Consider the following 23,774-nt stretch of genomic DNA (forward strand, 5'->3'; position numbering starts at 1 on the left):
ATGGTCGTGTTGGTAGTCGTACTAGTATTATTCTGCGCTTCTTCAGATTCTTTATTTGGGTTAAGTATCCCAAAGAGCATAAAGCATACAATTGTAAACATAATTGAAAAATTTCTATTTTTAGCATTTGGTTGTTTCTTAATAAACCACCAAATACCAAAACCACCTAAAACAACTGCTAAAGCTAAAACATTTGTAATAAATTCCATAATAACCTCTTTTTTAATTCTCTCTATAAATATCAACTACTTCACCGATAGTACGAATGTCATCATCTCCTGTCAAATAGATTTCCTCGTAGCTGTTATTCAGGCTTTGTAGGTACCAAGCACCATTATAGTCACGCTTGAGCTTTTTAACAAAGTTTTTACCGTTTACCTGAAAGATACCAATACCATTGATGTCTACCTGACTAGTAACCTTGATAAAGAGTAGGTCGTTATCTTCTATCAAGGGCTCCATAGAGTCACCAGCAACCTTAGCTATAGTATCGTAGCTCTCAGGGACATCATTTGCACGTAGTCTCACCTCCATATGTAAATTGTCATCTTGGAAAATACCACGACCAGCAGCAACCAGTCCCTCAACATAATCAGTAATATAATTCTCATCATCTTTGAATTTGTCAAAGATAGAAGTAACCTTAGAGCTTTCTTGCTCTTCTAGTTGTCCCTGAGCAAAGTCAAGGACTTTTTCCTGTCGGTCTTCTTCCAGCTTGTTATAGATGGAGAGGATTTGGGGGTTCTCTTTATTTGTATCTAGCAACGGGGAGAATATTTCAGGTCTAATACCTAAAGCTGAACAAATTTTTATAGCGTTCTCAACGTTGGCGTTCATTATCCCACGCTCTAATATTGAGCGAACAGTTGAATAAGGCATATCGTTATCTTCCGCAAAAGACTTTACAGAACTATAACGAGACAGGATAAGTTGTTTCAAATCTTCTTCATTCATAGTTGTTCCCTTTCTGATTCTCATTATAACACACGATTTTTCGTTTGTCTATCAAAAAAAACACAAAAAACATGAATTTCGGTGTTGACAAACACGAAAAAATGTAATAAACTTATATCAAGCTCAGATGAGCTTAATTTTAAAACAAAAAAACACGAAAAATCGTGTTAGAAAGGAGTAGTATGTTAAATATTGATAAAGCACGGAAAGAAAAAGGTGTGGCAATCGTAGATATGGCTGATTTTCTTGGTGTAAGAGCTCAGACGATAAGCGATAAAATCAATGGAACTTATGATTTTAAATTTACCGAAGCTCTTTCTTTACAACGAAAATTTTTCCCAGAATACGATTTGGAATATCTTTTTAGTAAAGCAGTTGAAACTGCTTAATTTTAAAACAAAAAACACGAAAAATCGTGTTAGAAAGGAGACCAGCTATTGAGACATGACACTATCGAAGAATTGGCGGAAGATTTAGCAGCCTTGATTATTTGGGCGGTTATCCTGTTGATTTTTCACTTGATTACTCCATTTTGGGATTGGATACTTATCAAGTTTATCATGACAGTTTTGTTGATTTATAGTATTCGTGATTGGTTTGTTGACCTCACGTTATTTCGGGAGGCTAATAAAGCGAATAAAATCAATCAACAAGTCCTTGAGGGGTGGGAGGAAAAGCCCAACAACCCAAATAATGACTTGGATTAGCTTGCTTGAACTTTTCTCTTCGTCTATTCCTATGTATTTCAAGAGTTGAAGCGGGAGGGATAAGATAAAGTGGATGAAATATTTTAAAGATTTCACTTCTTCAAATTGCAGTTCATAGTAGGATTCTAAGTTATCTACAATTCCGATTTGAGCACCTAAAATGTTTTGGTTAAGGCTTGGGAAGCTAGCGACCACATCTACTTGGTTGGTAGCGATAATATTCGCTTTTCTCTGAACGATGTTTTGAGCAAACTCTTCTTTACCATAACGTTTTTTGTACAATTTTGTGAATACGGCGTTGCTCGGTTTAGTAGTTGTTGCTTGGGATTCTATCCATGCGTCAAATTGTTCACTAAGCTCTTTAGCTTGCTTGCAGTCTGATTTTTTATCAGCGTATTCTAAGTAACAGAAAATAATGATTGCTAACAGAAGGATAATGTAGTAAAACATGTTTTTTTCTCCAGTCATTTATTTTTTATTATATCACAAAAAAGCAACAACAAATCTACTGGTAGTAAGGAGACCCTATGACAAAACAAAAATACGGACGACCTTCCACAGGTCAAAAAGGAAACAACCGCCCCACAGTGGTTATCAGTCGTGAAAATTATGACGAGGTTGACAGCTTGTCACTTGGTACAGGGATGAGCCGTAGTGCTATCGTTGATTATTTCATCAGCGAGGGCTTGAGACGGGCACGGATTGAAGAAGTGACTATCACAACCAAACGCTTAGTCTTGGAAGATGACAAGTAACCTAGAAAGGAGCAAAGATGAGACCGAAACGTTGGCCATATAGCGGCATTAAAAAGCAACCTACTAAACAGCAGGTTGCAGAGTTAATTAATAGAGTTGCCGTTTGTGAAACAAGCATGTCGCAACTTGCAGGTGAGTTACATTATTCAAAGGTCAGATAACCATTTCCTTCATCAGTAACCTTATAGCCTGATTTTTCAGCTTCTACAATTATGTCATTCTTTGACATATTATAATTATGGTAATTAATTGATGCTCTTGGATGGTCGTGTTGAGAGGTAAAAATCATATTAAGATATGCGTTTAAATCTTCCCAAGAATATTTTTTAATAGGCTGAGGTTTTGGGCTTAATTTACCCATATCATTTTCCTCCTTTCCGTGGTTTTTATGAATAAATTGTGAGAGTTTTATCCATAAACAAACTATATCAAAATATAGTGTGTAAATCAATCAAAAACAACAAGGAGGTACAAGATGTTGTGGAAGGCGATTGAAAAACAGCTCAAAGAAAAGGGTTGGAGTATTTACAGACTGGCAAGAGAAGCAAAGGTCAGTGAATCTGGTATCGGGCACTTAAAAAATGGCCAAGTCCAAGATTTAAAATTTAGCACAGTGGTCAAAATCGCTGACGCTTTAGATGTTAGCCTAGACGAATTTAGGTAACAAAAAAACCACTGCGGGAACAGTGGCTAACTAAAAATTACTTACTTAGATTATACCACGTTTTAGAAAGGATTTCACATGTCAAAGAAAGGAAGACCAGCAGGGGTTAGTCATGGATTAGAAAGGAGTTTGAGAAATGTATGTCATCTCAATCTACATTATCAACAACGATAAACAGAGCGAGTGTTTTGGTATGATTGGCACAGATTTCTGCCCGGCAGGAGAAACAGACTTAAAGGCTGAGTCATTTTCCACTAAAGAAGAAGCCGTGTCCTATTTGAAATCAGCTGGGTATGAACCAGATGGTATCTATTACAATAGATGGCGAGCAACAATTCTGGATGGTGAACTTACCTCTATTTGCAAGATTTGGAAAGTTGTCTGATTTAGAAAGGAGACAGATGAACGAATTAACCTTACCAAATAACCTAGCTCAGATTGAGTTAGAAATCAATCACCATAAGCAGATTGCAGGGCAGTCCATTTGGGAGATTGGCAGGCGGTTGAACCATGTTAAAGAACATGATTTGGCGCATGGGCAGTTTGGACAATGGCTTGAGCATATTGGTATTCAATACAGGGAAGCTAACCGTATGATGACAGTTGCAAAAAAACTTCCAAATGTGACAACGTTGTCAGATTTTGGAAGTACAACCCTCTATCTAATTGCCACCCTGCCTGACGAAGACAAGGCAGAACAACTTAAACGGATTGAGCAAGGTGACAGCCCAACGGTTAGAGAGCTACAAGAGGTCAAGCGTAAGCTGAAATTAAAAGACCAAGCTAATGAACTATTGAAACAAGAAAATATGACCTTGAAGCAGAAGGGTGTTCAATACAAAGAAATTATTAAAGAAGTTGTTCCAGCTGACTACAACGAGGCTATCAATCTAAGTCAAGAATTGATGGAAAGCAACAAAGCTCATGCAGAAAGAAATGCTTTTCTTGAAAAACAAATCAAGGATCTGTATGACAAACGTGCTGAAGTTGATGAGAAATCAGCTAGATATGATGAACTAACTGAAGCTATCAGGCAATCAGAGGGCAGACTCAATGAGGCTCAAGCGAAAATTGGCGACTACAACCACATGCTGACTTATCTAAGGAAAGGAAATGAGCTACTGACTAGTCTTGGCGGAATTACATTGGTTAGTGAGCGTAAGTGGTTAAAAACAGACGCTAGGCTAAAAAATGAATTTGAAATGCTTGCTGATGGACTTAACTATCTGACACAACAAGTCAATAAAATGTTGAAAGAAAATGACGCAGAAATTATTGAAGGAGACATCTTATGAATGAACTACAACAATTAACCCCAAATCAACCCATGTCACAGGAAGACATCATGATCAATATTCTTCAAACTCAAAAAGAAGAGAAAGAGCGTGTCAATATGTTGGAAAGCCGTGTGACTAATATTGAGGACACAGCACCAATTCACCCAGCTTTGAACAATCGCCTTACTAAACAACGTAAAGCAAAGGTCATGGAGTGGTTAGGTGGTAGAAATTCAAAAGCCTACAAGCATATTGAATTTGAAGAGGACGGAACAAAGCATAAGTTTTCCCGAAGTGTGTTTAAGGAAATGGAGTTGGACTATAAGGCAGCCTTTGATATCAATAGCTATGCTGAGCTACCAAAAGGGAAACTTGCTGAAGCACGTGAGTATATTGAAGGCTGGGAGCCCTGTACCAACACTAAAAGGAAAATCAATCAACTTAACAACCAGGTTGAGTTGGAATTGGTTAAATGAGTACAAAAAAAGCACCTCAGGAATGGCAGTTCCATTGAGGCGCTGTGTAAATATATTACAAAGGTATTTTAACATGAGACAAGAAAAAAAGAAATGGTCACCCAAAATAACCAACCTACGCAAGGTAATTGTGGATGGTGTGGAGCAATGGATAGAATTTGACACTGAGGGCTATGTCATTCCAGCAGGTCATGCCTACTATGACATTATCCTAGGAATGCACAAGCAGGAACTACGGAAAGGAGCGTAATCAGTGGACTATATCTTTCAGAAATCCTCACGAAAATTATACAGCAATTAACAACGCCTTTTTACAGGATAGCGAACTAGAGCCAGCCACAATAGGTATTCTAGCAGTTTTACTTAGCAATAAAAGCGATTGGGAAATATATCCTGAGGAAATTGCAAGGCGTCTGAATATTAGTAGAAATACTGTAGATAGACATTTTAAAAAATTAGAGCATTTGGGATATATGAAAACATTTAAGTTTAGTCGTGGTAAACCAAAAGGCACTAAAATCCTAAGGTTTGTATCTGATGTAAGATTTACAGATTTTCAGTTATCTATCATTAAGCAGAGGATTGCTGAAAATGAGGAATTCGGGGATATACCTTTTGATAAGATTGCAAATCAATAGTTATCCACAGTTTCCACACATTTTAAGTTTTACAGTTCCCAAAATTTTAGATGTGTAAATTTTAGATGTGTAAATTTTAGATGTAAAAAAATGAGCACTAACAAATATTAACCTACAACAAGTATCAACTACTAAATAAATACTAACTTAAAACAAATCATACTCATTGAATAAAGAAAGGGATAACTAAAGTTATCCACAGGGGAAAAACATGTTTCGAAAATTTATAGAAGACATCAGCAAAGAAGAAACTACTGTAATTGAGGAAATTGATAAATTCCGAGAAACGATACATCACACTAGCACAACTGCCTTAGTTTTGATGGATTTAGGGGTTCTTCCAGATGACAAGTTGGCTAAAGAAAAAGCTCTGCTGAGCCATGAAATTAGTCACGCTATCAAAGACATCTTGAGTGGGATGTCAGCGACTGACGCAATGAATAAAATGGTTGAAAAAACAAGGGAGAAGAGTAATGCTGAATAAACTAAAAAAAATCTTTGGTTTTGATGAGTGGGAATTAACTGAACAAACATCTTCAACTAATAACTTGATTGAGATAAGAGCTCTCCAGTCTAAAATCCGTGCATTGGAAGAGATTATTGGACAAAAAAACAAGGTACTACAAGAACTCTCTAAGGAAAATATGGAGCTTGGCCGTGACCGTCAACGACTAGCTGACATGGTAGCTAGTCAAAGTCGTCTGATTGATGTCTATGAGAACCAAGCAGGGTAGGAGGACGCTATGAAGAAACTTAGACAGCGTGAAACTCTAGTCCGGCAACGCGCCACGGCAAGAGAGAAAGAAAAGCTACTTGATACAGGCTTAGTTGATAGGGTTGGGTATATCCGTCTTGTCAGAGAGCTTGGTAGAAAGTATGCAGCTTAGGAGGTGTAACATGGATAAAATCAAATATGTAGGGATTCCGTGCGGTTACAACCCAGTAACTCTAGGAAGTGTTGTAGATGGAGATAAAAAAATATTTGTGGAAGTTGGTAATTTGCTTTACGGTGATATCACAATGGGGAACCTTATACAGCTAGAGACATTTCATGATTGCGAAACACCTACCTTGGCAGAAATGTACAACAAATACAAAGAACGGATCGGTCGGGGAACCAATATGTATTTTGTCGATACGAGTGCACTGTCTGGCGTAATATATGCCTGCGGGCATAGCAAACGTGGTGAATGGACTGTATTTGCTAAGACGGCAGGATATGCTTAGGAGGCAGGATATGGACAGGGGACTATTTGGGACTTTTGACTATGATACTTGGTTAGCGACTGAGCCAGACTATTACCCTCATGAAGAATTTTATGACGAAGATGAGGCCTATGATAGTTGGATGGATGACTTGCTGGTCAGAGAACGGCTCTAAAATCGTCTCTCAGCGATTTTAAGGAACGGTAATATAAATTATCAAATCAAACAAAAAAATGCGAAATACCCTCGTTAATTTGAGAAAAAGGGGTATATAAAACAAAAGGAGAAGAAGATGACTAATAATCAATTATCGACACAACAAGCAAAGCGTGACATTGCTATTGATACCAGTGTTTGGACACCACAGGACATCAAAAGATTTTTTGACCCACAAAATTTATTATCTGAAAAACAAGTAGGACAAGCCTTGTCACTTATCAAGGGGCGCAATCTGAACCCTTTGGCTAATGAGGTCTATATTGTAGCTTACAAAAACAATAAGACAGGCGCTGTTGAGTTCAGTCTGATTGTCTCTAAAGAGGCTTTTCTTAAACGTGCAGCACAAAGTCCAAATTATGAGGGTTTTGAGGCTGGTGTTGTTGTTATAGATGAAAATGGTATCCAAACCGAACGGAAAGGCTCACTAATCTTACCAACAGATAAACTGGTTGGCGGTTGGGCTAGAGTGTACCGAAAAAATTTCAAGGTGCCAGTTGAAATCTATCTGTCACTTGCTGAGTACAACAAGGGTAAAAGCACTTGGAACTCAATGCCAGCTACCATGATTAGGAAAACGGCTCTAGTTAATGCTCTACGTGAGGCTTTCCCTGAGGATTTGGGCAACATGTACACGGAAGATGATGGCGGTGAAACCTTTGACCGTATCAAGCAAGCAGAACCTATTGAGAGCCGTGAGGAAGTTGTGGCACGCAAAATGGCACAAATTGAGCAGATGAAGCAAGAGCAGACTAGAAAACAGGCCAAACCAGTAGATACTAGCTATCCAGCTGATGAGGTTCCCGACTACCTTGAGGAACAAGGAGAGCTGTTTGATGAAGAGTTAGAATACTAGGAGGACAATATGCAAGAATTACAAGCAAAAGTAACACAGGCACAGGTTGAAATCATTGACCGTGAGAAGTTTGAACAGGGTATCAATGAAGTTGTAGCTAAGTATGAAAATTATACAGTCACGGCTGCAACTATCAAAGAAGATAAGCAAGTTCTAGCTGACCTACGCAAACTCAAGAAACAGATTTCTGATGAGCGTATCAAGATTAAGCGCGAACTGTCACAATCTGCTGATGAGTTTGACAAATATATCAAAGAGACCAGCGAGCCAATGGACAAGGTTATTGAAAAAATCGCTCAAGATGTCAAAGAGTTTGAGGAACATCAGAAAGCTGTCCGCCTGGATACTGTTAAGAGCTATCTAGCCAATAAGGCGGCTGAGTATATGCTAGACCCTAGGCTTTTTGATGAGAAAGCCCTAGATTATATTAAAGCCTCTGATTTTATGGCAGATGGCGTCACCCTTAAAAAAGTCACTATGAAATCTCTTGAGGACATGGTTACGTTTGAATATCAAAATCAACAAGAGAAAGAAAAGGCTAAGGCTGCAATCTCTGGACAGTGTGCTGAGTATGGTATGACTGACCAGCCTTACATCCGTATGCTGGAAGTGATGACTCTTGTAGAGGTGCTAGAACAGATTAAGTCTGACTATCTCTTTGAGAAGCAAAAGGCAGAAATGCGGAAAGCTGAGGAAGAAAGAGAGCAACTTTTAGCAGCTCAACGAGCTAAGGAACAGGAACGGGCTCAAAATCGTCAGGATTTGCCCCAAATTGACCCAGAGACTGGCGAGATTTTAGACGGAGGGCAAATTACCCACCCTGACCAAGAAACGCTCACAGGGGCTGAAAATGAGCCTGACAAATACAATATCAAAATGGGTCTGACAGTATTCTTTAAGACAGTTGAAGAAAAAGACCGTTTCAAAGCAACTTTAGCAGCAGCTGGCTTTGAACATCAAAAAAATTATTGGGTTCCTGAGTTTGGTTGGATTGAACCCCTCAAACAGGAAGAACTCAAAGATAATCTTAAAGTTGGGACGGTGAAGCGCCGTGGAAATTAGACATGTTTCAGACAGCGTGGCTATCTACTCAGACGGCCAACGCTTGCAGGTTATCCACAACCTAGGAGATGAGTTCATCTTAGACCTCACCTTAGGCAAAGATTACGCTTGGAATATTGATAGACAAGTTCAAGAAACTATCAAGATTATAGAACCAGTTTTCAAAGTGTGCGGCTACTGCTCAAGGAGTGGAGAGGATATGCACCGCCTACGGTGGGCTATCCGTCAATTTGAAATATTTGAACAATACTTAAACGACTATCAGGCAGACCTGCTTGATTGGTGGAAAAATCCAAAGGGAGAAGACAAAAGATGATTAACAATGTTGTACTGGTTGGAAGATTGACTAAGGACGCAGAGCTCAGGTACACGCCCTCTAATGTGGCAGTGGCGACCTTTACCTTGGCAGTCAATCGTCCATTTAAGAATGAGGCAGGAGAGCGAGAGGCAGACTTTATCAATTGTGTTATTTGGAGACAATCAGCGGAAAATCTTGCCAATTGGGCTAAAAAAGGCTCATTGATTGGTATTACAGGTACAATTCAAACACGTAACTATGAAAATCAGCAGGGGCAGAGGGTTTATGTCACAGAGGTTATTGCTGAACAGTTCCAGATGTTAGAAAGTCGTAATCACCAAGAGCAAGGTAGCTCGTTCCAAAATGGAAATAACTCAAACAGTGGCAATTTCTATCCTGGCGGTTCTCCACAGTCTGAGTTTGGAGGTGGCTCATCAGGAGGCTATCAGTCCCCATTTGGCAACTCAACCCCTATGGACATTGACGACTCAGATTTACCATTTTAAGGAGTGAGATATGACTGAAATTTGGAAAGACATATCTGGCTATGAGGGTATTTATGAAGTTTCGAGTCTGGGCAGAGTGAGAACTCAGCGGCCAAACGTTATCAGATTATGAAATTTTTACAAAACGATAGGAGAAACAACATGCTAACAAAAATTAACGTACCTAAAACATCTATTGAGATTGAGAATAAGGAAAATCTCTTTGATATTTGTGGATTTTTAGGAGAATTGCAATGAGTTTGACATTATCTCTTGATGTCTCTACAACTGGAACGGGTTGGGCTGTCTTTGATGGCTCAATTCTAATCCAGAGCGGAGTTAGTAAGCCTAAACAAAAATCTTTCTATGAGCGCGCTAAAGCCATGGCTAGTGAGCTCAAGGTGATCCAATTGAGGACGATCCAGGAACGCAACAAACCTTTTGAGGATATTGTCATTGAACAAAATACGGTCATGGGACCAAATCAACAGTCGTCAATCAAGATAGGGATTGCTACAGGGATTATCTTAGGTCGGCTTTTATCCGAAGAAGTGTACTTTGTCAACGTATCTACATGGAGAAAATATTGGAAATTTAGTTATAAAGACCGCAGCAAGAAATCAATGAAACGGCAGGCTGTCAATACCGTATCTATGGAATTTGACAAGCAAGTTAAAGATGATGAGGCTGATGCCATTCTGATTGGCTCATATTTTGTTAACTTGGGTAAAGAGTTTGGGGACTTAGAAAGTCATAGAAACTAAGGGAGTAGATAATTGCCCAAACGTAGAGGACTGAGGCGCAAACATGCGCAGCTAAGAAAATTAGAGACTAGTCATAGCTTAACGTCTCTGGACTACTGTAGGATGGTCAGTGATTCAGCGCTGAGTGACCAGGAGCTGTCAGAGGTCCTGGAGATAAATCTAAGGATTGTTAAGCGTATGAGGAAGTTAGATTATATGCCTGATGAGGCGTTGATAGATAAAATACGAGAGAGATTGGAGCTTGGATGAAATTCCTAGACCTATTCGCCGGCATAGGTGGTTTTCGTCTCGGCATGGAAGCAGCAGGGCATACCTGCGTTGGCTTTTGCGAGATTGACCCGTTTGCCAGAAAGAGCTATAAAGCAATACATGATACGGAAGGAGAGATTGAATTACATGACATTACAACAGTCCCAGATGACGCTGTTCGAGGAATCGGCCGTGTGGACGTTATCTGCGGAGGATTTCCGTGCCAGGCTTTCAGCATTGCTGGAAAGCGAGCAGGATTCGAAGATACTAGAGGGACTCTCTTCTTTGAGATTGCTCGGTTCGCATCTATTCTCAGACCTAAGTATCTATTCCTTGAGAATGTCACAGGATTGCTCAACCACAACAGCGGAGATACATTCGAGACCATCATCAGAATGTTGGATGAATTGGGGTATGATGCGGAATGGCAAGTGTTCAACAGCAAGAATTTTGGAGTCCCCCAGAACCGAGAGCGGGTGTTTATTATCGGACATCTTAGAGGAGCGGGTGGACGAGAGATATTTCCTTTCGGACAAGATGGTCGAGAAGTTGATAAGTTTGAAGGACAAGAGTCTGTTGCCAGTACCCTTACAGCTAGATACCCAGCCAACCAAGACATCGGATCGTATGTTGTTGAAGGTCGGGAGCCGCAGAAAGAGCTAAAAATTATCCAACGTGGCCGTGGATTTAATAAGGGCGGCGAACACGACATTGCCCCGACAGTGACTAAGAATAGTTACCAGGAAAATAATCTTTTAAGGATTAAAGAAGCTACCACCAAAGGCTATGCCGAAGCGGGACTTGGTGATAGTGTTAATCTATCGCATCCTAACTCAACGACTAGACGAGGGCGTGTAGGTAAGCAAGTAGCTAACACGTTGTTGACGGGCGAGGAGCAGGGCGTTGTTGTCTACGATTTGTACAACAAATCTCAAAAGGACATAGTAGGCACTTTGACAGCTAGTGGACATCAAGGGAATACCAAAGCAGACACATTCGGCATTCAACAAGAGTTTCGCATTCGCAAACCGACCCCTCGGGAGTGTTGGCGACTACAAGGCTTCCCAGATTGGGCTTTTGACAGAGCCCAGGCAGTAAATTCAAATAGCCAGCTCTATAAGCAGGCTGGCAACTCGGTCACGGTTAACGTGATTGAGGCGATAGCTAAAAGATTGGAGAACTAAATGAACTACGAAGAACTAACTAAAAAAATCGAGGCATGGTCCGAAGAACGTGGTCTGCACCAAGCAGACCCGAAGATCCAATGGATGCGGGTCACGGAGGAGGTCGGAGAAATCCGAGATGTGCTTTTGAAGCCTGGCAAGTTTGAGAATCCAGACCACGCAATTAAGGACGCTGTTGGTGATAGCTTGGTGACTATTATCGTCTTAGCCCAGCAATTAGGTCTTGACACTGTTGAGTGTCTGGAAGAAGCCTATAACGAGATTAAAAACCGCAGCGGTCAGATGGTTAACGGGACCTATGTTAAGAGCGAGGATTTGGAGGAGACGAAATTAGGCGTACTTGCCCAAAGAAGGATTTTGCCCAAAATAGGAGACCTAGGCGTGCAATATCTGCAAAATTCAGAGGTTGAAGGCTTTGAGGGATGGGAAGTCCTAGGTTGGGGCACAGAAAATGCGTACAAGTGCACCGAAGAAGAAGCTAAAAAATACCCAGGATATCAATGGGTACCTTTAGAAAAATTGGAGAAATCCCAATGCTAAAAATATACCACGGGAACAAAGAGTCCAGAGAGTTAATTGGACAGTGTAAGATGCAAAAAGAAGCTTTTGACATTATCAACGAGCATGTCAAGGCCAATGACCGTTTTGCCTCTCCCTATTACCGATTTTGGCATAAAAATGGTGAGTTGGTCATTGACTACGGCAGTCATAGTAAGTTTTATTATGTAAATTTTGGAGGAAACGGATGAATAAGCAGGAAGCGATTGAGAAAATCAAAAATGATACATCGCTATCAGGAGGATTGGTTGAAAAGGGATGGGCTATATACTGCATTGAGAACATTGACGAACCCCAAAAACCCAAGGTGCCGAAGGTAGCTATTGACTATTACGAACATTACAAGGACACGCTTACTGGTTTTGACGAGTGGTTTGGTGACTTCTACGATTCTGGATTCTTAGAGGAGTTCCCGGATGGAGAAAAATTGGCGGAGTGGTTGTATGACAATCCCAACGAGGTAAACAAGCAACGTGAGCTGGCTTTAGCTAACCTCATTGTCAATGGACCGTCTGCGGTTGAGGTAGAGCAGGAAAAGCTATATGTTATCAACCTTGGAGAAAAGGTAGGTCTAAATATTTATTTGAGGGATATAAACAAGGAATTGTATCCTGGCTCTAGTGATTTGGCAACCACTGGTCATATTAAATATGCAAAAAAGTTCACCGAATCCGAAATCCGCAAGGACTTTGAATGGGCTTGGAGTGATGGATTTGCGAAGGAGGTGGAATAATATGGAATTTTTACTAACCGCAACAAGTGGTCCTGTTGATAGGTATACTGATAAGGCGACTCTTAAAAAGTATACTAAAGTTGAGGTCAGGACTGCAAAAACTTTTAGTGAGTTTGATGATAGATTTGGTAAGTGGGAAGGTAAATGGCTATCTAAAGGAATAAACCATAAAGAGGTAAACAGCCATATTCAAAGGGAATTTCCACTTGAATCAGAAGGGTATTTTATAGACATAAACACTCTGGAAGAACTAGAAAACTTCAGATTAGAGTGTGGGGAAGAACTTGTTTTGACAGCAGCACCAAACAACAAAGACATACCTTGCATTGAAATTTATGACAGTTATAGAGAGTAGGAGGTGGAGTAATGACTAAATATTATACCGTTGAGGTACCCAATGCTAAAAGCAATATCTTGCATAAAAATATTCGCACTGGTAAATATCTTTTTCACAGCGGTAATGGCCTGAGAGGATATACCAATAGATTAACGGAGTATGAAATAAATAAATTTTTTCCATGGGCCTGGCAATTTGTAGAACCTGTAAGGGAGGTGGTGTGATGGTTAAATATAGAAAGAAACCTGTTGAGGTTGATGTGTTTAGGTGGTTAGGAGCTGAAATGCTTGACGGCATTACTGACATCAATCTTTATATGTTCCTTGGAGGGGTATCAGCTTATGTAGATGACGATGATGAAGACATTTTACTCATCGATACTCTTGAAGGTGAGATGAAGGCTAACAAAGGTGATTACCTTGTAAAAGGCATTGCTGGTGAAGTATATCCTGTTAAACCAGAAATTTTCGAGAAGACCTACGAGGAGGTGGAGTGATGGATAAAAAAGAGATAAAAGAGATAAAAGGGTTAATTGAAGAATTATCTGATTTAATTGATAGCTGTGAAAATGATTACGAAGCTATGGTTTTTAATCCAGACGGCACGTTTGAACTACTATTAGCTTGCCATGCCGTTCTTGCCAATATTTTAAAGGAGGTTGCAGATGATGCAGAAGTATAGGGCGTGGGATCACGCTGACGAAGAAATGGTAAATGATGTATTTTTTGATTGGCAAGACTGTGGCTATGAAAGTTTAAACGAATGTCTAGCTGATGAAAGGTGGTCATTTATGCAATCAACAAGTCTCAAAGACAAGAATGGCGTGGAGATTTTTGAGGGGGATTTGTTGAAAAACAAAGATATACCAGACACCATATTAATTTGCGAAAAATCCGATTTGCAAGCAAGTTTTAGGGCACGTTCGACAAACGGGATGATTTCTCTTATCTTCTGGTATGAGGAAAGCGAAGATTGGACCGTCATCGGCAACATCTACGAACACCCGCATTTGTTGGAGGTCCCGCATGAGCCTTAAAAACCACATTAACTGCCTATACTTTGCCCTCGTCCTGCTGGTCGTGATACTGGCCTATACCGTGGATAGATTAGGCAAGGTGGAGAGGCGACTAGAGACGCAGTATGTGCTAATCACGGAGCTCTACAAAGACAAAGGAGGAGAAGCGTGGTACCAGAAAGAATAAGAGAGCTGAGAGCTCATCTAGGCACGACACAAGAGGAATTTGCCGAGAAGGTGGGCGATGGAGTCCCAAAATTTTTGAAGAAGAGAGGTGGCGAAAAATGAACACAGCTATTGTTATTGCAGCTATTGTAGGGGTCACGCTGGTTCTGACCGTGGCCATGATTGGGTTTATCCTGTTGAAGATGATGGATAAGGTCGATGTTGAAAATAAAAAAAGGCGGTCAAGATGAGTCTGAACAAAACTAGAAAACAGGCTATTGCCAGAGCAAGAAGACGGTTAGAAATGCCTGGGCAGGAACTGATATCAGGCTATACGGTCGAACAGCTAGCTGAGGTTATACAGGCTATGGGTCGTATTGTCCAGGCAATCATTGATGGTATGGTGGCCTTTGGTAAGGCATTTAGCGAAAGCATAGAGAGGCAATTGAATGAACAAGCGTATTAAGAAAAAAAGGACATTGAAAGGATTAGACAAGGGGGAAAGATATATTAGGACGCATTGTCCAGTATGTAAAGATAAAATTGGGATATTTGACAAATATTTCAATACATATGGTTTTTGTAGCGTATCATGTGGATACAATTATTATGGTATCAGACCATAAAAAAAGCCAAAGCACTCTCTGCCTCAGCTAATAGTTTTCTCACAAGAACTATTATACCATAAAGGAGACGCAGAGTGGCATTTTTCCCAGAAATTGACATTGAGAAAACCAAGGCAAATGCCGAGAGAAAACTCAGGGAGCACAGACGATGGCGTGCAGTGGCTTCGGAGGTTGGCGATCAAAAGGTGACAGCTACATACTCCTTTGAGCCACGGCAACCACATGGACAGCCAAATAGACCAGTAGAGAGGCTAGCAATCAACAGGGCAGATGCGATATCTGAGCTAGACGCCATTGAGTTTGCGATAGGTCATCTGTTTGAGCCCTCGCATCGGCGAATACTATTCGACAAGTACATCATGACCTATCCAAAATCCAATCGGCAGATAGCGAATGAATTGGGATATGAAAAGACTCAGTATCACGATATTTTAAACGCAGCGCTACTGGCTTTTGCGGAGCTGTACAGAGACAGTTCGTTAGTCGTTGAAAAATCGGAAAATTAGCGGAATTTTAGCGGAATAATTCCGGAATCCTGAACTGTTTATCTGTGCTAAAATAATATTATCGAGATACCAGGGAGAGGTAATCGTTTTGACATGGGTCGTGAGTTATGACCGCCAATCTCCTTTATTAAACCAAACCTGGTGTCTTGGTTTGGAGAGGTAGCTCAACGGTGGAGCGATATGGCCGTTAAGGGTCTGAAACGTATGCAGGTTCGATTCCCGCACTCTCCATTTAGGGCTTAGCCTAGATAATCTGTGGTGACACAGGAAAGCTTTAGTCATGGCATACCGACTTTAGCGCCAGCAATGGTCAATCTAAGCAATACAATCTTAATGGCATCTGATGGTGTCAGCGTGTGAAGTCAAAGCATTTTACCAGAGCCAATCGGTGAGGAACTGCGTCAGTAGTATGTGAGGCGAACACGTCAGAGGAATAAGCTATCTTAGTTCGAGGGTCGCGTCAAGAGCGGGTAGCATGTTGAGTTTAAGCGGGTGGATAACCCGTCGACACTTAATAAGTCGGAGTGTTGCCAGCACGATGATAACAGCAGGCGTTGCGCATTTTGTTGCTCAAAAGGGAACGAAACGCAAGGCGATGCACGTCTGTGGTATGCTAACAAACAAGCATTGGTTTGATATGTTTCATAAATGATGAATATTGTTAAAAGCAAAAGTCATTGCCCGTCATAAATGAAAGTGTACTTCGGTAGTTTGACTACCTACTCAAGTCTCGCAAGGATAAGAGTAAAGTCGAAGAGTAAAGCAGCTTAGTCCTTTAGCGGGGGTTTCGTTAATTGAAAAACGGCTTAGTAGTTTATGGCGTAAGGAGTGGTTGGTCTAACTAACCGTGCATGATTGTTACTCAGAGGGATCTGAGTGGATAAAAAGCTAAACTATAAGGCTTTGAAAGACAATCGACTAAACGTGTAATCTCAGCGGTTATTTTAGAAAGATGGCAGAGAGGCTGAATGCGCTTGGTTGCTAACCGAGTGGCCGTACAACTAACGGCCCGTGGGTTCGAATCCCACTCTTTCCTTTGAGGATGACGTTAAAACCTCAGTCCGAAGCTCATGACTAGGATAAAAACGTTAAGGTTAAAGCAAAAAGCAACGAAGTGCATGCGAGTAGTTGCTTAGTAGCATCTGGGTATCGGAACCTTTATACCCAGTAAAAAGGCTCTTTGTCCAGGGGTTAAGATATCGGTCTCCAAAACCGATGACGTAGGTTCGAATCCTACAGAGCCTGTTAGGTTATGGTCACGCCTTAAGATGACAACATATTATTTTAAGGTCGCTAGACGACAACAATGGTCACTCATTGAGTGGCTTTTTTTGATTGGAGGTGATGGAAAATCAACGAGAGACAGAGACGGTTTGCAGATGAGTACATCATCTCAGGAAATGCTTATCAATCAGCTGTCAAGGCTGGGTATAGCGAGAAGTATGCGAAAGCTCAGTCAAGCCAATTGTTGGAAAATGTTGGAATTTCCGAATATATCCAAAATCGCATGGAAGAATTGCAAGATGAAAAAATCTTGACTCAAAAACAAATCCTTGTCATGTTGTCTGAAATCGCTTCGGGTCAGGCAGAGGAAGCCAATGTATTTATGACGAAAAAACCGGTAATGCTGGAAAATCCTGAAACAGGTAAGTTTGTTAAGGGGTACGAGGATGTGCCAGAAATTGTCATGACACCGACCAAAAATAGCGACAGGAACAAGGCTCTGGAACTGCTAGGTAAACGGTATAGGATGTGGACAGACAAAGTTGATGTTGATGCTAACGTGTCGACTAATAAATTAGATGCTATTCTAGAGCAGTTAGAGGGTCCGCATGAGTGAGTTAATACTATCTGATAAATACAAGGATTTTCTCAAACATAATGCAGAAGCAGAGGCTCTTGAAGGGACTACCGCAGCAGGCAAGACAACCGTTGGAGCTTTTAAGTTTATGCTAAAGGTCGCCAAGTCTCCTAAAAAGCTACATTTTATTGCGTCAAAATCCATTGGGGACGCAGAGAAAAATATCATCAATTCTGATTTGGGTATCGTTGACATTTTTGGGGACTTAGTCCAATATCGCGGGAATGGTAGTATTGACTACAAAATTTCTCACTTGGTCTATCACGTTGATGATAACACGGAGCATGATAAGATTATTTTTATTCTCGGATATGAAGATAAAACAAAATGGAAAAAGGCTCTAGGTTCGCAGTTTGGTTGCGGGTACATAGATGAAATTAACACAGCGGATACAGATTTTATCCAAGAATCAACTATGCGTTGTGATTACTGGATGTGTACAATGAACCCCGATGACCCTAATTTGCCTGTTTATGGGCAGTATATCAATCGTTTTAGAAGTCTTGACAAATACATAAACGATACACCAAAAGAGATACAGGACGAATTAAACAAGCAACCAGCGCATCCAAATTGGACGTACTGGTTTTTTAATTTTGACCACAACGCAGGACTACCGGAAGAAAAGAAACAACAAATTATTGGCACGGTTGCAGTCGGCACTAAAATTTACAAAAACAAAATCCTAGGGCTTCGAGGGCGTGCAGAAGGTCTGATTTTCCCTATGTTTACCAGAGAGGCTAATGTCATTAACCGAAAGCAAGCTAAAAATTACAACTTTACCCGTTTTTCTTGCGGCGTGGACACGTCTTATTCTGAGCAATCTAACGACACGATTGCTTTTATTTTTCAAGGGATAACGGATGACGGAAGGCTTGTGACGCTTGCTGAGAGGGTCTACAATAACAAAGATTTATCTGGGGATAAGATAGCGCCGTCTGATGTCGTTAGGCTCTTGCATCAATTTTTAGATGTCTGCAAAGATACATGGGGATTCGCAAGAAAAATCTATGTGGATAACGCGGACCAAGCGACCCTCATGGAACTTAGAAAATATGCCGGAAAGTACGGTCTAATTTATGAATTTTTAAACGCCAAGAAGTCCATGAAAATTATTGATAGGATAAATCTTATGGCAGGGTGGATGAAGCAAGGCTATTACCAAGTGGTAGAAGATTGCGCCCATCACATCCATGAGTTAGAGGTTTACTCTTGGAAGGAAAACAAGGACGAGCCAGAGGATAGAAATGACCATACAATCAACGCTGGTCAGTACGGATTTATCCCTTATATCGGAATGATTGGGGAAAAACAACAGAAAGGAAGCCAGTTCGACATTTTGCGAGCTGGTTTTGGTTTATAAATGACGCATAAAGAAACATTTGTAGATAGCACGGGGCGCAGTCGAATCTTAGAGTTTCGATTCCATCGTGAAGCTAGATTGAGATACCAGACCAAGGAGCTGGATGAGCTGTTAGTAAACGATTTCGAATTGCTCAGAAATGTCATTGAGCATCATAAGAAAATTCAGCGTCCGCGGATTCAAGAACTGCTGGATTATGCAGAGGGGAATAATCACACAGTCAGCATTTCTAATCGTAGGCGTGAGCAAGACATGGCAGATGCAAGAGCGATCCATAATTTCGGACGTGCGATTGCAGTCTTTAAACAAGGCTATCTGGTTGGCAAACCTATCCAGGTTAAGTACGAGGGAGACGGAGACAATCAAGCTATCATAGATGAGTTAGCTAAACAAAACGACTTCCACAGCATCAACAGAGCGCTAGTGCTGGATCTATCAAAGACAGGGCGTGCTTATGACATGGTTTATCGTGCTCAGGATGACACGACAAGAACCGTTAAACTAGATCCACTTAGTACCTTTGTGGTGTTTGATAATACTTTAGAGGCGCATAGCGTGGCAGGGGTGCGGTATTACAAGGCTGGTCAATTTGACGGCGACAAAGAAATCGTCGAAATTTACACAGATAGCGACATCATTACTTTTGTCTATGATGGTAAATTTGAGGAAATTGATAGGAAACCTCATTCTTTCGGCCTGGTCCCCATAACCGAGTATCTCAATACAGCGTCAGGGTTGGGGGATTACGAGACAGAGTTGTCCTTAATTGATCTCTATGACGCTAGTCAGTCTGACACAGCTAACTATATGCAGGATTTGTCAGATGCAATCTTGGCCATCTTTGGTCGCATGAGTTTTCCCGAGACTTGCCAAACACCAGAGCAACAAATCGAATTTATGCGCAAAATGCGCAAGGCACGCTTGATGAATCTCGAGCCGCCAACAGATACAGAAGGGAGAGAAGGGCATATTGACGCTAAGTATCTCTACAAGCAATATGATGTGGCTGGGACCGAGGCTTATAAAAATCGGATAGTTAATGATATCCACAAGTTTACTAATACCCCTGATATGACTGATATGAATTTCTCAGGGCATCAATCCGGAGAGGCCATGAAGTGGAAAGTCTTCGGTCTTGATCAAGAACGAGTGGATATGCAAGCCCTTTTTGAGAAGTCTCTGAGACGGCGATACCGTTTGATTGCTAATATCGGTCAGGTAGCCAAAGAGTTAACAAACTTTGATGTTTCAAAACTCAGTTTTACCTTTACGCCTAATCTGCCAGCAGATGCAGGCAACGTTATTGCAAACGCCAAAAATCTGTACGGGATGGTCAGTGATGAGACTGTGTTTAGTCTTTTGGAAAACGCAACAGGTGTCAAAGCTTCAGATGAGATGGGGCGTTTGCAGTCTGTAGCTACAACAGAACCAATAGGCAGGATAGCGCATGAAACACAATGATTATTGGGTCAATCGTAGCAAAGCTATTCTCGCTCACATAGACCGAACGGATATTGATGTATTTGCTGAAATCCAGAGGATTTACACATCTGAAGCTGTAGACATGCAAAAAGAGTTGTTTGCGTTTGTAACGAGATATGCCGACAACAATGCTATGGACTATCAGGAGGCTCTACAGCGTCTCCGAGGGCAAGACCTGTCAGATTATCAAGCCAACGCTAAAAAGTACCGTGAGCAAGCTGAGAAGGACCCAGAACTACTAAAACGATTGAATGAGCAGTATGCAGCATCTAAGGTAACCCGCATGGAGGCCTTGAACTTAGAACTGGTGTATAAAATCGGGGCAATGAATGGCGTGCTCCGGAAGACTTTTGAAAACTATCTCAAATCTACGGCTAATTACGTTTATAAAAAAGCCTTGGGTGGACATGTTAGCGCCTTGAACGAGCCAGCCTTACAAGAGTTAATACGGACACCATTTAACGGCGCTGATTACTCCGAGCAACTCTGGGGAAACACGGATAGGCTTGTAAAAGATTTACAAGAGGTGTTAAAGCGTGGTTTCGTCCGTGGCGATGATGTACGGACTATGGCTCAAGAGCTGGCGACCAAGTACAACGTGGCACGTTCAAGGGCTCAGACCTTAATCAGGACTGACGGTACCTCTATCATTAATCGAGCAACCATCCGTCGCTATCAAGACTCAGGACTTGAGTATTATCGGATTTTGGTCCAGCTGGATGGTAGGACGACTCAGATTTGCCGAAATATCGCTAAGGAGGATAGACGGTACCACTTAGACGAGTTCCAGGTTGGTGTTACAGTCCCTCCATTTCATTTTAATTGCCGGTCTACGGTTATTCCAGATGAGGAAGAGTTGGATAAACCTCTTGAAATCCCAGATAATCTAGGGTATAATCAAGGTATGGATACATCTCAATCTATCGCTCAAAGTATGTTGGATGAAATAGCGAAATCAGAACCTCAAATAACTGAAGCATTAGATTCAATTGCGAGATCAAGCAATGGGTATCTTGCGGGTTTAGATTTTAGATTGAAGTCAAAGGAATCTCTTATCAGAAAGATTGAAACTGATTCATTGCTTGAAGAGATTTCGATTCAAGAAGCAGCTAAACAAATTAAAGACGTACTTAGATATACAACACTTCTTGATTCTAAAGATTTTGGGAAAAACTATGATGAGATGAAAGCAAAACTCATTGAAAGTGGTTTTGAAGTCAAGAAGGTTAAGAACACATGGTCTGATTCTGGGCCGTATAAAGGCGTTAATACTATTTTAGAAAAAGATGATATTGCTTTTGAAATGCAATATCATACTCAAGAAAGTTTTGAATTAAAAAATGGTAAACTACATAAATTGTATGAAGAGCGTCGATTATCTACAACTAGCAAAGAACGCAAACTGGAACTAGATGAGGAAATGATTCAGTTGAGCAAAAACTTGACCATCCCTGGTGGTATTGAAGGAGTGAAATAAAAATGAGAACACGATACTTTTTTATTAAAACAAAACATCCTAAAATTGTTCGCTACTTTGAAGGTCAAATGGAAGTTTACAATGCTGAATCAGGATGGATTGTCCAAGAAGCTTGGTATGATAAGATTTTCTTCAGCGATTTTGACAATTATGAGGAAGTGACTGAAAAAGAAGCTAATATGTTTATCATGGGGCTTACTGCTGCATGATAGTTTTAGCGGATAAGGCTCATGAAATTGCTCAAAAAGCCCACTTTGGCCAAGTAGATAAAGCAGGCGTGGATTATATTAAACATCCAGAAGCTGTTGCCAGTTTCGTGGTTACAGATGAGGAAAAAGCAGTTGCTTATCTTCATGATGTCCTAGAAGATACAGAAGTCACTCTGGAGTTTTTAAGGGAGCATGGTTTTCCTCAAAAAATCCTTACTGCCGTAGACGTTTTGACTAAAAAGAAAGGTCAAGACTATGAGGATTATCTGGCGGTTGTTAAAAGCAATGAACTTGCCAGAGTTGTGAAGTTGGCTGATTTACGTCATAATTCAGATTTGACTAGACTTAGTCAAGTTACTCAAAAAGATTTAAACCGCTGTAAGAAATACCAAGACGCTATTAACTATCTAAGCACCTAGAGAAATCTAAGTGCTTTTTTGCTGCTCAAAATGCGGTAGAAAAAATGTGTGATACAGGAAGGAACACATGATATTTAATCAACTTTTATATTTGATAGGCTGCCTAGCGTTGTCGTTAGTGGCCTTTTTCTTTGTATTCGTTTGGATAGCGATCATTAAGGCGTTATTAGACGAAATCGTGAAACACTTATCAGGGGAGTGATGAGATGTTGCGGACAGGAGGATTACGCCCATCAGCAAGAGTTGAAGGTGGAGCGATTTTTAATAGGCGCTCTATTTTAGCTGTACCAGAGGTTGGAGAGGCTTCGATTTCTAAGAAGGGAGGAAGTGTGATCGAGAAGCTCTTAAGTTGGCTCCACAGAAAGACTGTAATTTCTGGGAAGTCGTGTATTCGTAGAGGCTGTAATGAATTTCATGGAATAAGCCCATCACTGCACGCCACTTGGGCGAATGTGAAATATATAGAGGAGTTAAAAAAACATGTTTGAACATAAAATTGATAGCATTCGAATTACCAGTCCTGAAATGATAACTATCCCAAAGTCAGAGTACGATCTGCTGATAGCAATTAAAAATAAATTTTTGGAGGTAAAAACCGATGAATAAACGGATTAAGAAGAAATGGTCTCGGGTTGCGAGGCTTGAAACCAAGGTCGCTGAGTCGATTGCCCGCATAGAGCTTGCTTTTCATGCATTGAAATCTCACAAGTCCAAGATTGAGGACCTGGAAAAAATCCAAGAACAGCACGCTTTGGCCACTAACAACCGTTTTGATAAGCTGGAAAAAGCCCTGGAACAAGTTAAAGCGGAGAACAAGAAACTTAGGAAAGAACTCAAGACTAAGCGATCTTGGTTCGGTCGGAAATAGGAGTAGATATGGAATTCAGGGTCGGATTGGGAGATATCAGTGGCATTTCAAACGATGTGAAGCACAGTCCGCTAAATGAATTTGTAGCATATGCAAAGATTGGTGGTGGTTCTGTAAGTTACTCCAGATGTAGTTACTGTCATTCCGAGAATGACGGTGGCTCGTGTTCTGTTTGTCACTATATATAATTTCTTGGCTGGTAGGAAAGACTACTTGAAACTACTCAAAACTGGTCGAAACTGACCAGTTTTCTTTTTGCCCTGTCGCACGGCGTTAAACTAGGCAAAATAATCATCAAAGCGTGGCTTATTTGCAAAGGTGGACCAAAACCATTCGGGAGGGACTAGAGAGCGTGAGACGTCCG

The 23,774-nt window shown here is 40.8% G+C and carries 44 protein-coding genes, 2 tRNA genes and 1 pseudogene; 43 read left to right on the forward strand and 4 right to left on the reverse strand.

The genetic code is table 11. From position 1 onward, the window contains the following. Together ABID29_RS08765 and ABID29_RS08770 are read right to left on the reverse strand one after the other, a co-directional pair. A pseudogene (locus ABID29_RS08765) lies at positions 1-209 on the reverse strand (hypothetical protein); the annotation flags it as partial. A 13-nt stretch (positions 210-222) separates the two neighbouring features. Further along, a complete protein-coding gene (locus ABID29_RS08770) occupies positions 223-954 on the reverse strand; it encodes an XRE family transcriptional regulator (RefSeq protein ID WP_354365779.1) in 732 nt (243 codons plus the stop codon). A gap of 182 nt (positions 955-1,136) precedes the next feature. Between ABID29_RS08770 and ABID29_RS08775 the strand changes: the two genes are divergently transcribed. Continuing rightward, positions 1,137-1,343, forward strand: coding sequence for a helix-turn-helix domain-containing protein (locus tag ABID29_RS08775; protein WP_136020204.1), 207 nt, complete (start codon positions 1,137-1,139; stop codon positions 1,341-1,343). Positions 1,344-1,565: 222 nt separating this feature from the next. Here the strand turns inward: ABID29_RS08775 and ABID29_RS08780 are convergent, their stop codons facing one another. Continuing rightward, positions 1,566-2,111, reverse strand: coding sequence for a hypothetical protein (locus ABID29_RS08780; protein ID WP_354365780.1), 546 nt, complete (start codon positions 2,109-2,111; stop codon positions 1,566-1,568). 77 nt (positions 2,112-2,188) lie between these two features. Between ABID29_RS08780 and ABID29_RS08785 the strand changes: the two genes are divergently transcribed. Together ABID29_RS08785 and ABID29_RS08790 are read left to right on the forward strand one after the other, a co-directional pair. Continuing rightward, complete coding sequence (locus ABID29_RS08785) at positions 2,189-2,416, forward strand: antitoxin (protein WP_354365781.1); 228 nt, start codon at positions 2,189-2,191, stop codon at positions 2,414-2,416. A gap of 17 nt (positions 2,417-2,433) precedes the next feature. Beyond that, a complete protein-coding gene (locus ABID29_RS08790; RefSeq protein ID WP_354365782.1) occupies positions 2,434-2,577 on the forward strand; it encodes a hypothetical protein in 144 nt (47 codons plus the stop codon). On the opposite strand, the gene ABID29_RS08795 is transcribed toward ABID29_RS08790, so the two are convergent. Beyond that, positions 2,559-2,777 carry a hypothetical protein gene (locus tag ABID29_RS08795; protein ID WP_354365783.1) on the reverse strand — a complete coding sequence of 73 codons (219 nt, stop codon included), beginning with the start codon at positions 2,775-2,777 and terminating at the stop codon, positions 2,559-2,561. The two genes, ABID29_RS08790 and ABID29_RS08795, sit on opposite strands and share 19 nt — an antisense overlap. A gap of 114 nt (positions 2,778-2,891) precedes the next feature. On the opposite strand from ABID29_RS08795, the gene ABID29_RS08800 reads away from it, so the two are divergent. The 40 genes from ABID29_RS08800 to ABID29_RS08995 all read left to right on the forward strand — a co-directional run bounded on the left by ABID29_RS08800 (position 2,892) and on the right by ABID29_RS08995 (position 23,410). After that, positions 2,892-3,080, forward strand: coding sequence for a helix-turn-helix domain-containing protein (locus ABID29_RS08800; RefSeq protein ID WP_354365784.1), 189 nt, complete (start codon positions 2,892-2,894; stop codon positions 3,078-3,080). A 136-nt stretch (positions 3,081-3,216) separates the two neighbouring features. Then, positions 3,217-3,465, forward strand: a complete 249-nt coding sequence (locus ABID29_RS08805) for a hypothetical protein (protein ID WP_354365785.1) — start codon at positions 3,217-3,219, stop codon at positions 3,463-3,465. 16 nt (positions 3,466-3,481) lie between these two features. Further along, entirely contained in the window at positions 3,482-4,375 is an 894-nt protein-coding gene (locus tag ABID29_RS08810) for a DUF3102 domain-containing protein (RefSeq protein WP_354365786.1), read from the forward strand. Next, positions 4,372-4,833 (forward strand): ORF6C domain-containing protein, encoded by a 462-nt coding sequence (locus ABID29_RS08815; RefSeq protein ID WP_354365787.1) that lies wholly within the window; start codon positions 4,372-4,374, stop codon positions 4,831-4,833. The genes ABID29_RS08810 and ABID29_RS08815 overlap by 4 nt, the downstream gene beginning before the upstream one ends. 73 nt (positions 4,834-4,906) lie before the next feature. Further along, a complete protein-coding gene (locus ABID29_RS08820; protein WP_354365788.1) occupies positions 4,907-5,083 on the forward strand; it encodes a BOW99_gp33 family protein in 177 nt (58 codons plus the stop codon). Positions 5,084-5,180: 97 nt separating this feature from the next. Further along, positions 5,181-5,471: a winged helix-turn-helix domain-containing protein gene (locus tag ABID29_RS08825; RefSeq protein WP_435533162.1), complete on the forward strand. Its 291-nt coding sequence runs from the start codon at positions 5,181-5,183 to the stop codon at positions 5,469-5,471. Positions 5,472-5,682: 211 nt separating this feature from the next. Then, positions 5,683-5,955: a hypothetical protein gene (locus ABID29_RS08830; RefSeq protein ID WP_354365789.1), complete on the forward strand. Its 273-nt coding sequence runs from the start codon at positions 5,683-5,685 to the stop codon at positions 5,953-5,955. After that, the gene (locus ABID29_RS08835; protein ID WP_354365790.1) at positions 5,945-6,205 is read left to right on the forward strand and encodes a hypothetical protein; all 261 of its coding nucleotides are present in this window, start codon (positions 5,945-5,947) and stop codon (positions 6,203-6,205) included. The genes ABID29_RS08830 and ABID29_RS08835 overlap by 11 nt, the downstream gene beginning before the upstream one ends. 9 nt (positions 6,206-6,214) lie before the next feature. Further along, positions 6,215-6,358 carry a hypothetical protein gene (locus ABID29_RS08840; RefSeq protein ID WP_354365791.1) on the forward strand — a complete coding sequence of 48 codons (144 nt, stop codon included), beginning with the start codon at positions 6,215-6,217 and terminating at the stop codon, positions 6,356-6,358. Between the two features lie 10 nt (positions 6,359-6,368). Then, positions 6,369-6,698 carry a hypothetical protein gene (locus ABID29_RS08845; protein WP_354365792.1) on the forward strand — a complete coding sequence of 110 codons (330 nt, stop codon included), beginning with the start codon at positions 6,369-6,371 and terminating at the stop codon, positions 6,696-6,698. A gap of 10 nt (positions 6,699-6,708) precedes the next feature. Next, positions 6,709-6,852, forward strand: coding sequence for a hypothetical protein (locus tag ABID29_RS08850; RefSeq protein ID WP_354365793.1), 144 nt, complete (start codon positions 6,709-6,711; stop codon positions 6,850-6,852). Positions 6,853-6,969: 117 nt separating this feature from the next. Next, positions 6,970-7,749, forward strand: a complete 780-nt coding sequence (gene bet, locus ABID29_RS08855; protein WP_354365794.1) for a phage recombination protein Bet — start codon at positions 6,970-6,972, stop codon at positions 7,747-7,749. 9 nt (positions 7,750-7,758) lie between these two features. Then, on the forward strand, positions 7,759-8,811 hold the full coding sequence (locus ABID29_RS08860) for a DUF1351 domain-containing protein (protein ID WP_354365795.1): 1,053 nt from the start codon (positions 7,759-7,761) through the stop codon (positions 8,809-8,811). Continuing rightward, positions 8,801-9,127, forward strand: a complete 327-nt coding sequence (locus ABID29_RS08865) for a hypothetical protein (protein WP_354365796.1) — start codon at positions 8,801-8,803, stop codon at positions 9,125-9,127. Before ABID29_RS08860 ends, ABID29_RS08865 begins: the two co-directional genes overlap by 11 nt. After that, positions 9,124-9,615 (forward strand): single-stranded DNA-binding protein, encoded by a 492-nt coding sequence (ssb, locus tag ABID29_RS08870; RefSeq protein ID WP_354365797.1) that lies wholly within the window; start codon positions 9,124-9,126, stop codon positions 9,613-9,615. The genes ABID29_RS08865 and ssb overlap by 4 nt, the downstream gene beginning before the upstream one ends. A gap of 10 nt (positions 9,616-9,625) precedes the next feature. Next, complete coding sequence (locus ABID29_RS08875; protein WP_354365798.1) at positions 9,626-9,727, forward strand: NUMOD4 domain-containing protein; 102 nt, start codon at positions 9,626-9,628, stop codon at positions 9,725-9,727. Positions 9,728-9,848: 121 nt separating this feature from the next. After that, on the forward strand, positions 9,849-10,358 hold the full coding sequence (locus tag ABID29_RS08880) for a hypothetical protein (RefSeq protein ID WP_354365799.1): 510 nt from the start codon (positions 9,849-9,851) through the stop codon (positions 10,356-10,358). A gap of 245 nt (positions 10,359-10,603) precedes the next feature. Further along, positions 10,604-11,791 (forward strand): DNA cytosine methyltransferase, encoded by a 1,188-nt coding sequence (locus ABID29_RS08885; protein ID WP_354365800.1) that lies wholly within the window; start codon positions 10,604-10,606, stop codon positions 11,789-11,791. Next, entirely contained in the window at positions 11,792-12,331 is a 540-nt protein-coding gene (locus tag ABID29_RS08890; RefSeq protein WP_354365801.1) for a MazG-like family protein, read from the forward strand. 50 nt (positions 12,332-12,381) lie between these two features. Further along, positions 12,382-12,540, forward strand: coding sequence for a hypothetical protein (locus ABID29_RS08895; RefSeq protein WP_354365802.1), 159 nt, complete (start codon positions 12,382-12,384; stop codon positions 12,538-12,540). Next, a complete protein-coding gene (locus ABID29_RS08900) occupies positions 12,537-13,082 on the forward strand; it encodes a DUF1642 domain-containing protein (RefSeq protein WP_354365803.1) in 546 nt (181 codons plus the stop codon). Before ABID29_RS08895 ends, ABID29_RS08900 begins: the two co-directional genes overlap by 4 nt. Position 13,083: 1 nt before the next feature. Continuing rightward, on the forward strand, positions 13,084-13,437 hold the full coding sequence (locus ABID29_RS08905) for a hypothetical protein (protein WP_354365804.1): 354 nt from the start codon (positions 13,084-13,086) through the stop codon (positions 13,435-13,437). A gap of 11 nt (positions 13,438-13,448) precedes the next feature. Then, on the forward strand, positions 13,449-13,643 hold the full coding sequence (locus ABID29_RS08910; RefSeq protein ID WP_354365805.1) for a hypothetical protein: 195 nt from the start codon (positions 13,449-13,451) through the stop codon (positions 13,641-13,643). Then, positions 13,643-13,915: a hypothetical protein gene (locus ABID29_RS08915; RefSeq protein ID WP_354365806.1), complete on the forward strand. Its 273-nt coding sequence runs from the start codon at positions 13,643-13,645 to the stop codon at positions 13,913-13,915. Before ABID29_RS08910 ends, ABID29_RS08915 begins: the two co-directional genes overlap by 1 nt. Next, positions 13,915-14,100 (forward strand): hypothetical protein, encoded by a 186-nt coding sequence (locus ABID29_RS08920; RefSeq protein ID WP_354365807.1) that lies wholly within the window; start codon positions 13,915-13,917, stop codon positions 14,098-14,100. Before ABID29_RS08915 ends, ABID29_RS08920 begins: the two co-directional genes overlap by 1 nt. Continuing rightward, positions 14,084-14,455, forward strand: a complete 372-nt coding sequence (locus tag ABID29_RS08925; RefSeq protein ID WP_354365808.1) for a YopX family protein — start codon at positions 14,084-14,086, stop codon at positions 14,453-14,455. Before ABID29_RS08920 ends, ABID29_RS08925 begins: the two co-directional genes overlap by 17 nt. Beyond that, complete coding sequence (locus ABID29_RS08930; protein WP_354365809.1) at positions 14,445-14,621, forward strand: hypothetical protein; 177 nt, start codon at positions 14,445-14,447, stop codon at positions 14,619-14,621. Before ABID29_RS08925 ends, ABID29_RS08930 begins: the two co-directional genes overlap by 11 nt. A 97-nt stretch (positions 14,622-14,718) precedes the next feature. After that, positions 14,719-14,850: a hypothetical protein gene (locus ABID29_RS08935; protein ID WP_354365810.1), complete on the forward strand. Its 132-nt coding sequence runs from the start codon at positions 14,719-14,721 to the stop codon at positions 14,848-14,850. Then, positions 14,847-15,065 carry a hypothetical protein gene (locus ABID29_RS08940; protein ID WP_354365811.1) on the forward strand — a complete coding sequence of 73 codons (219 nt, stop codon included), beginning with the start codon at positions 14,847-14,849 and terminating at the stop codon, positions 15,063-15,065. Before ABID29_RS08935 ends, ABID29_RS08940 begins: the two co-directional genes overlap by 4 nt. 234 nt (positions 15,066-15,299) lie before the next feature. Beyond that, on the forward strand, positions 15,300-15,731 hold the full coding sequence (locus ABID29_RS08945) for an ArpU family phage packaging/lysis transcriptional regulator (RefSeq protein ID WP_354365812.1): 432 nt from the start codon (positions 15,300-15,302) through the stop codon (positions 15,729-15,731). A 947-nt stretch (positions 15,732-16,678) separates the two neighbouring features. After that, a tRNA-Ser gene (locus ABID29_RS08950) sits at positions 16,679-16,767 on the forward strand. A 137-nt stretch (positions 16,768-16,904) separates the two neighbouring features. After that, positions 16,905-16,976: transfer RNA gene (locus tag ABID29_RS08955), tRNA-Trp, on the forward strand. A 145-nt stretch (positions 16,977-17,121) separates the two neighbouring features. Then, positions 17,122-17,571, forward strand: coding sequence for a terminase small subunit (locus ABID29_RS08960; RefSeq protein WP_354365844.1), 450 nt, complete (start codon positions 17,122-17,124; stop codon positions 17,569-17,571). Then, the gene (locus ABID29_RS08965; RefSeq protein ID WP_354365813.1) at positions 17,564-18,955 is read left to right on the forward strand and encodes a terminase large subunit domain-containing protein; all 1,392 of its coding nucleotides are present in this window, start codon (positions 17,564-17,566) and stop codon (positions 18,953-18,955) included. The genes ABID29_RS08960 and ABID29_RS08965 overlap by 8 nt, the downstream gene beginning before the upstream one ends. Beyond that, positions 18,956-20,416: a phage portal protein gene (locus ABID29_RS08970; protein ID WP_354365814.1), complete on the forward strand. Its 1,461-nt coding sequence runs from the start codon at positions 18,956-18,958 to the stop codon at positions 20,414-20,416. It abuts the gene before it with no gap. Further along, positions 20,403-21,914 carry a minor capsid protein gene (locus ABID29_RS08975; RefSeq protein WP_354365815.1) on the forward strand — a complete coding sequence of 504 codons (1,512 nt, stop codon included), beginning with the start codon at positions 20,403-20,405 and terminating at the stop codon, positions 21,912-21,914. Before ABID29_RS08970 ends, ABID29_RS08975 begins: the two co-directional genes overlap by 14 nt. Before the next feature lie 2 nt (positions 21,915-21,916). Further along, the gene (locus ABID29_RS08980; protein WP_354365816.1) at positions 21,917-22,123 is read left to right on the forward strand and encodes a hypothetical protein; all 207 of its coding nucleotides are present in this window, start codon (positions 21,917-21,919) and stop codon (positions 22,121-22,123) included. Beyond that, the gene (locus ABID29_RS08985; protein WP_354365817.1) at positions 22,120-22,542 is read left to right on the forward strand and encodes a GTP pyrophosphokinase; all 423 of its coding nucleotides are present in this window, start codon (positions 22,120-22,122) and stop codon (positions 22,540-22,542) included. The genes ABID29_RS08980 and ABID29_RS08985 overlap by 4 nt, the downstream gene beginning before the upstream one ends. 480 nt (positions 22,543-23,022) lie before the next feature. Beyond that, positions 23,023-23,148 carry a hypothetical protein gene (locus ABID29_RS08990; RefSeq protein WP_354365818.1) on the forward strand — a complete coding sequence of 42 codons (126 nt, stop codon included), beginning with the start codon at positions 23,023-23,025 and terminating at the stop codon, positions 23,146-23,148. Continuing rightward, positions 23,141-23,410, forward strand: a complete 270-nt coding sequence (locus ABID29_RS08995; protein ID WP_354365819.1) for a hypothetical protein — start codon at positions 23,141-23,143, stop codon at positions 23,408-23,410. Before ABID29_RS08990 ends, ABID29_RS08995 begins: the two co-directional genes overlap by 8 nt. Positions 23,411-23,774: the final 364 nt, after the last annotated feature.

This window comes from Streptococcus rupicaprae, assembly GCF_040545225.1.
Taxonomy (GTDB): domain Bacteria; phylum Bacillota; class Bacilli; order Lactobacillales; family Streptococcaceae; genus Streptococcus; species Streptococcus rupicaprae.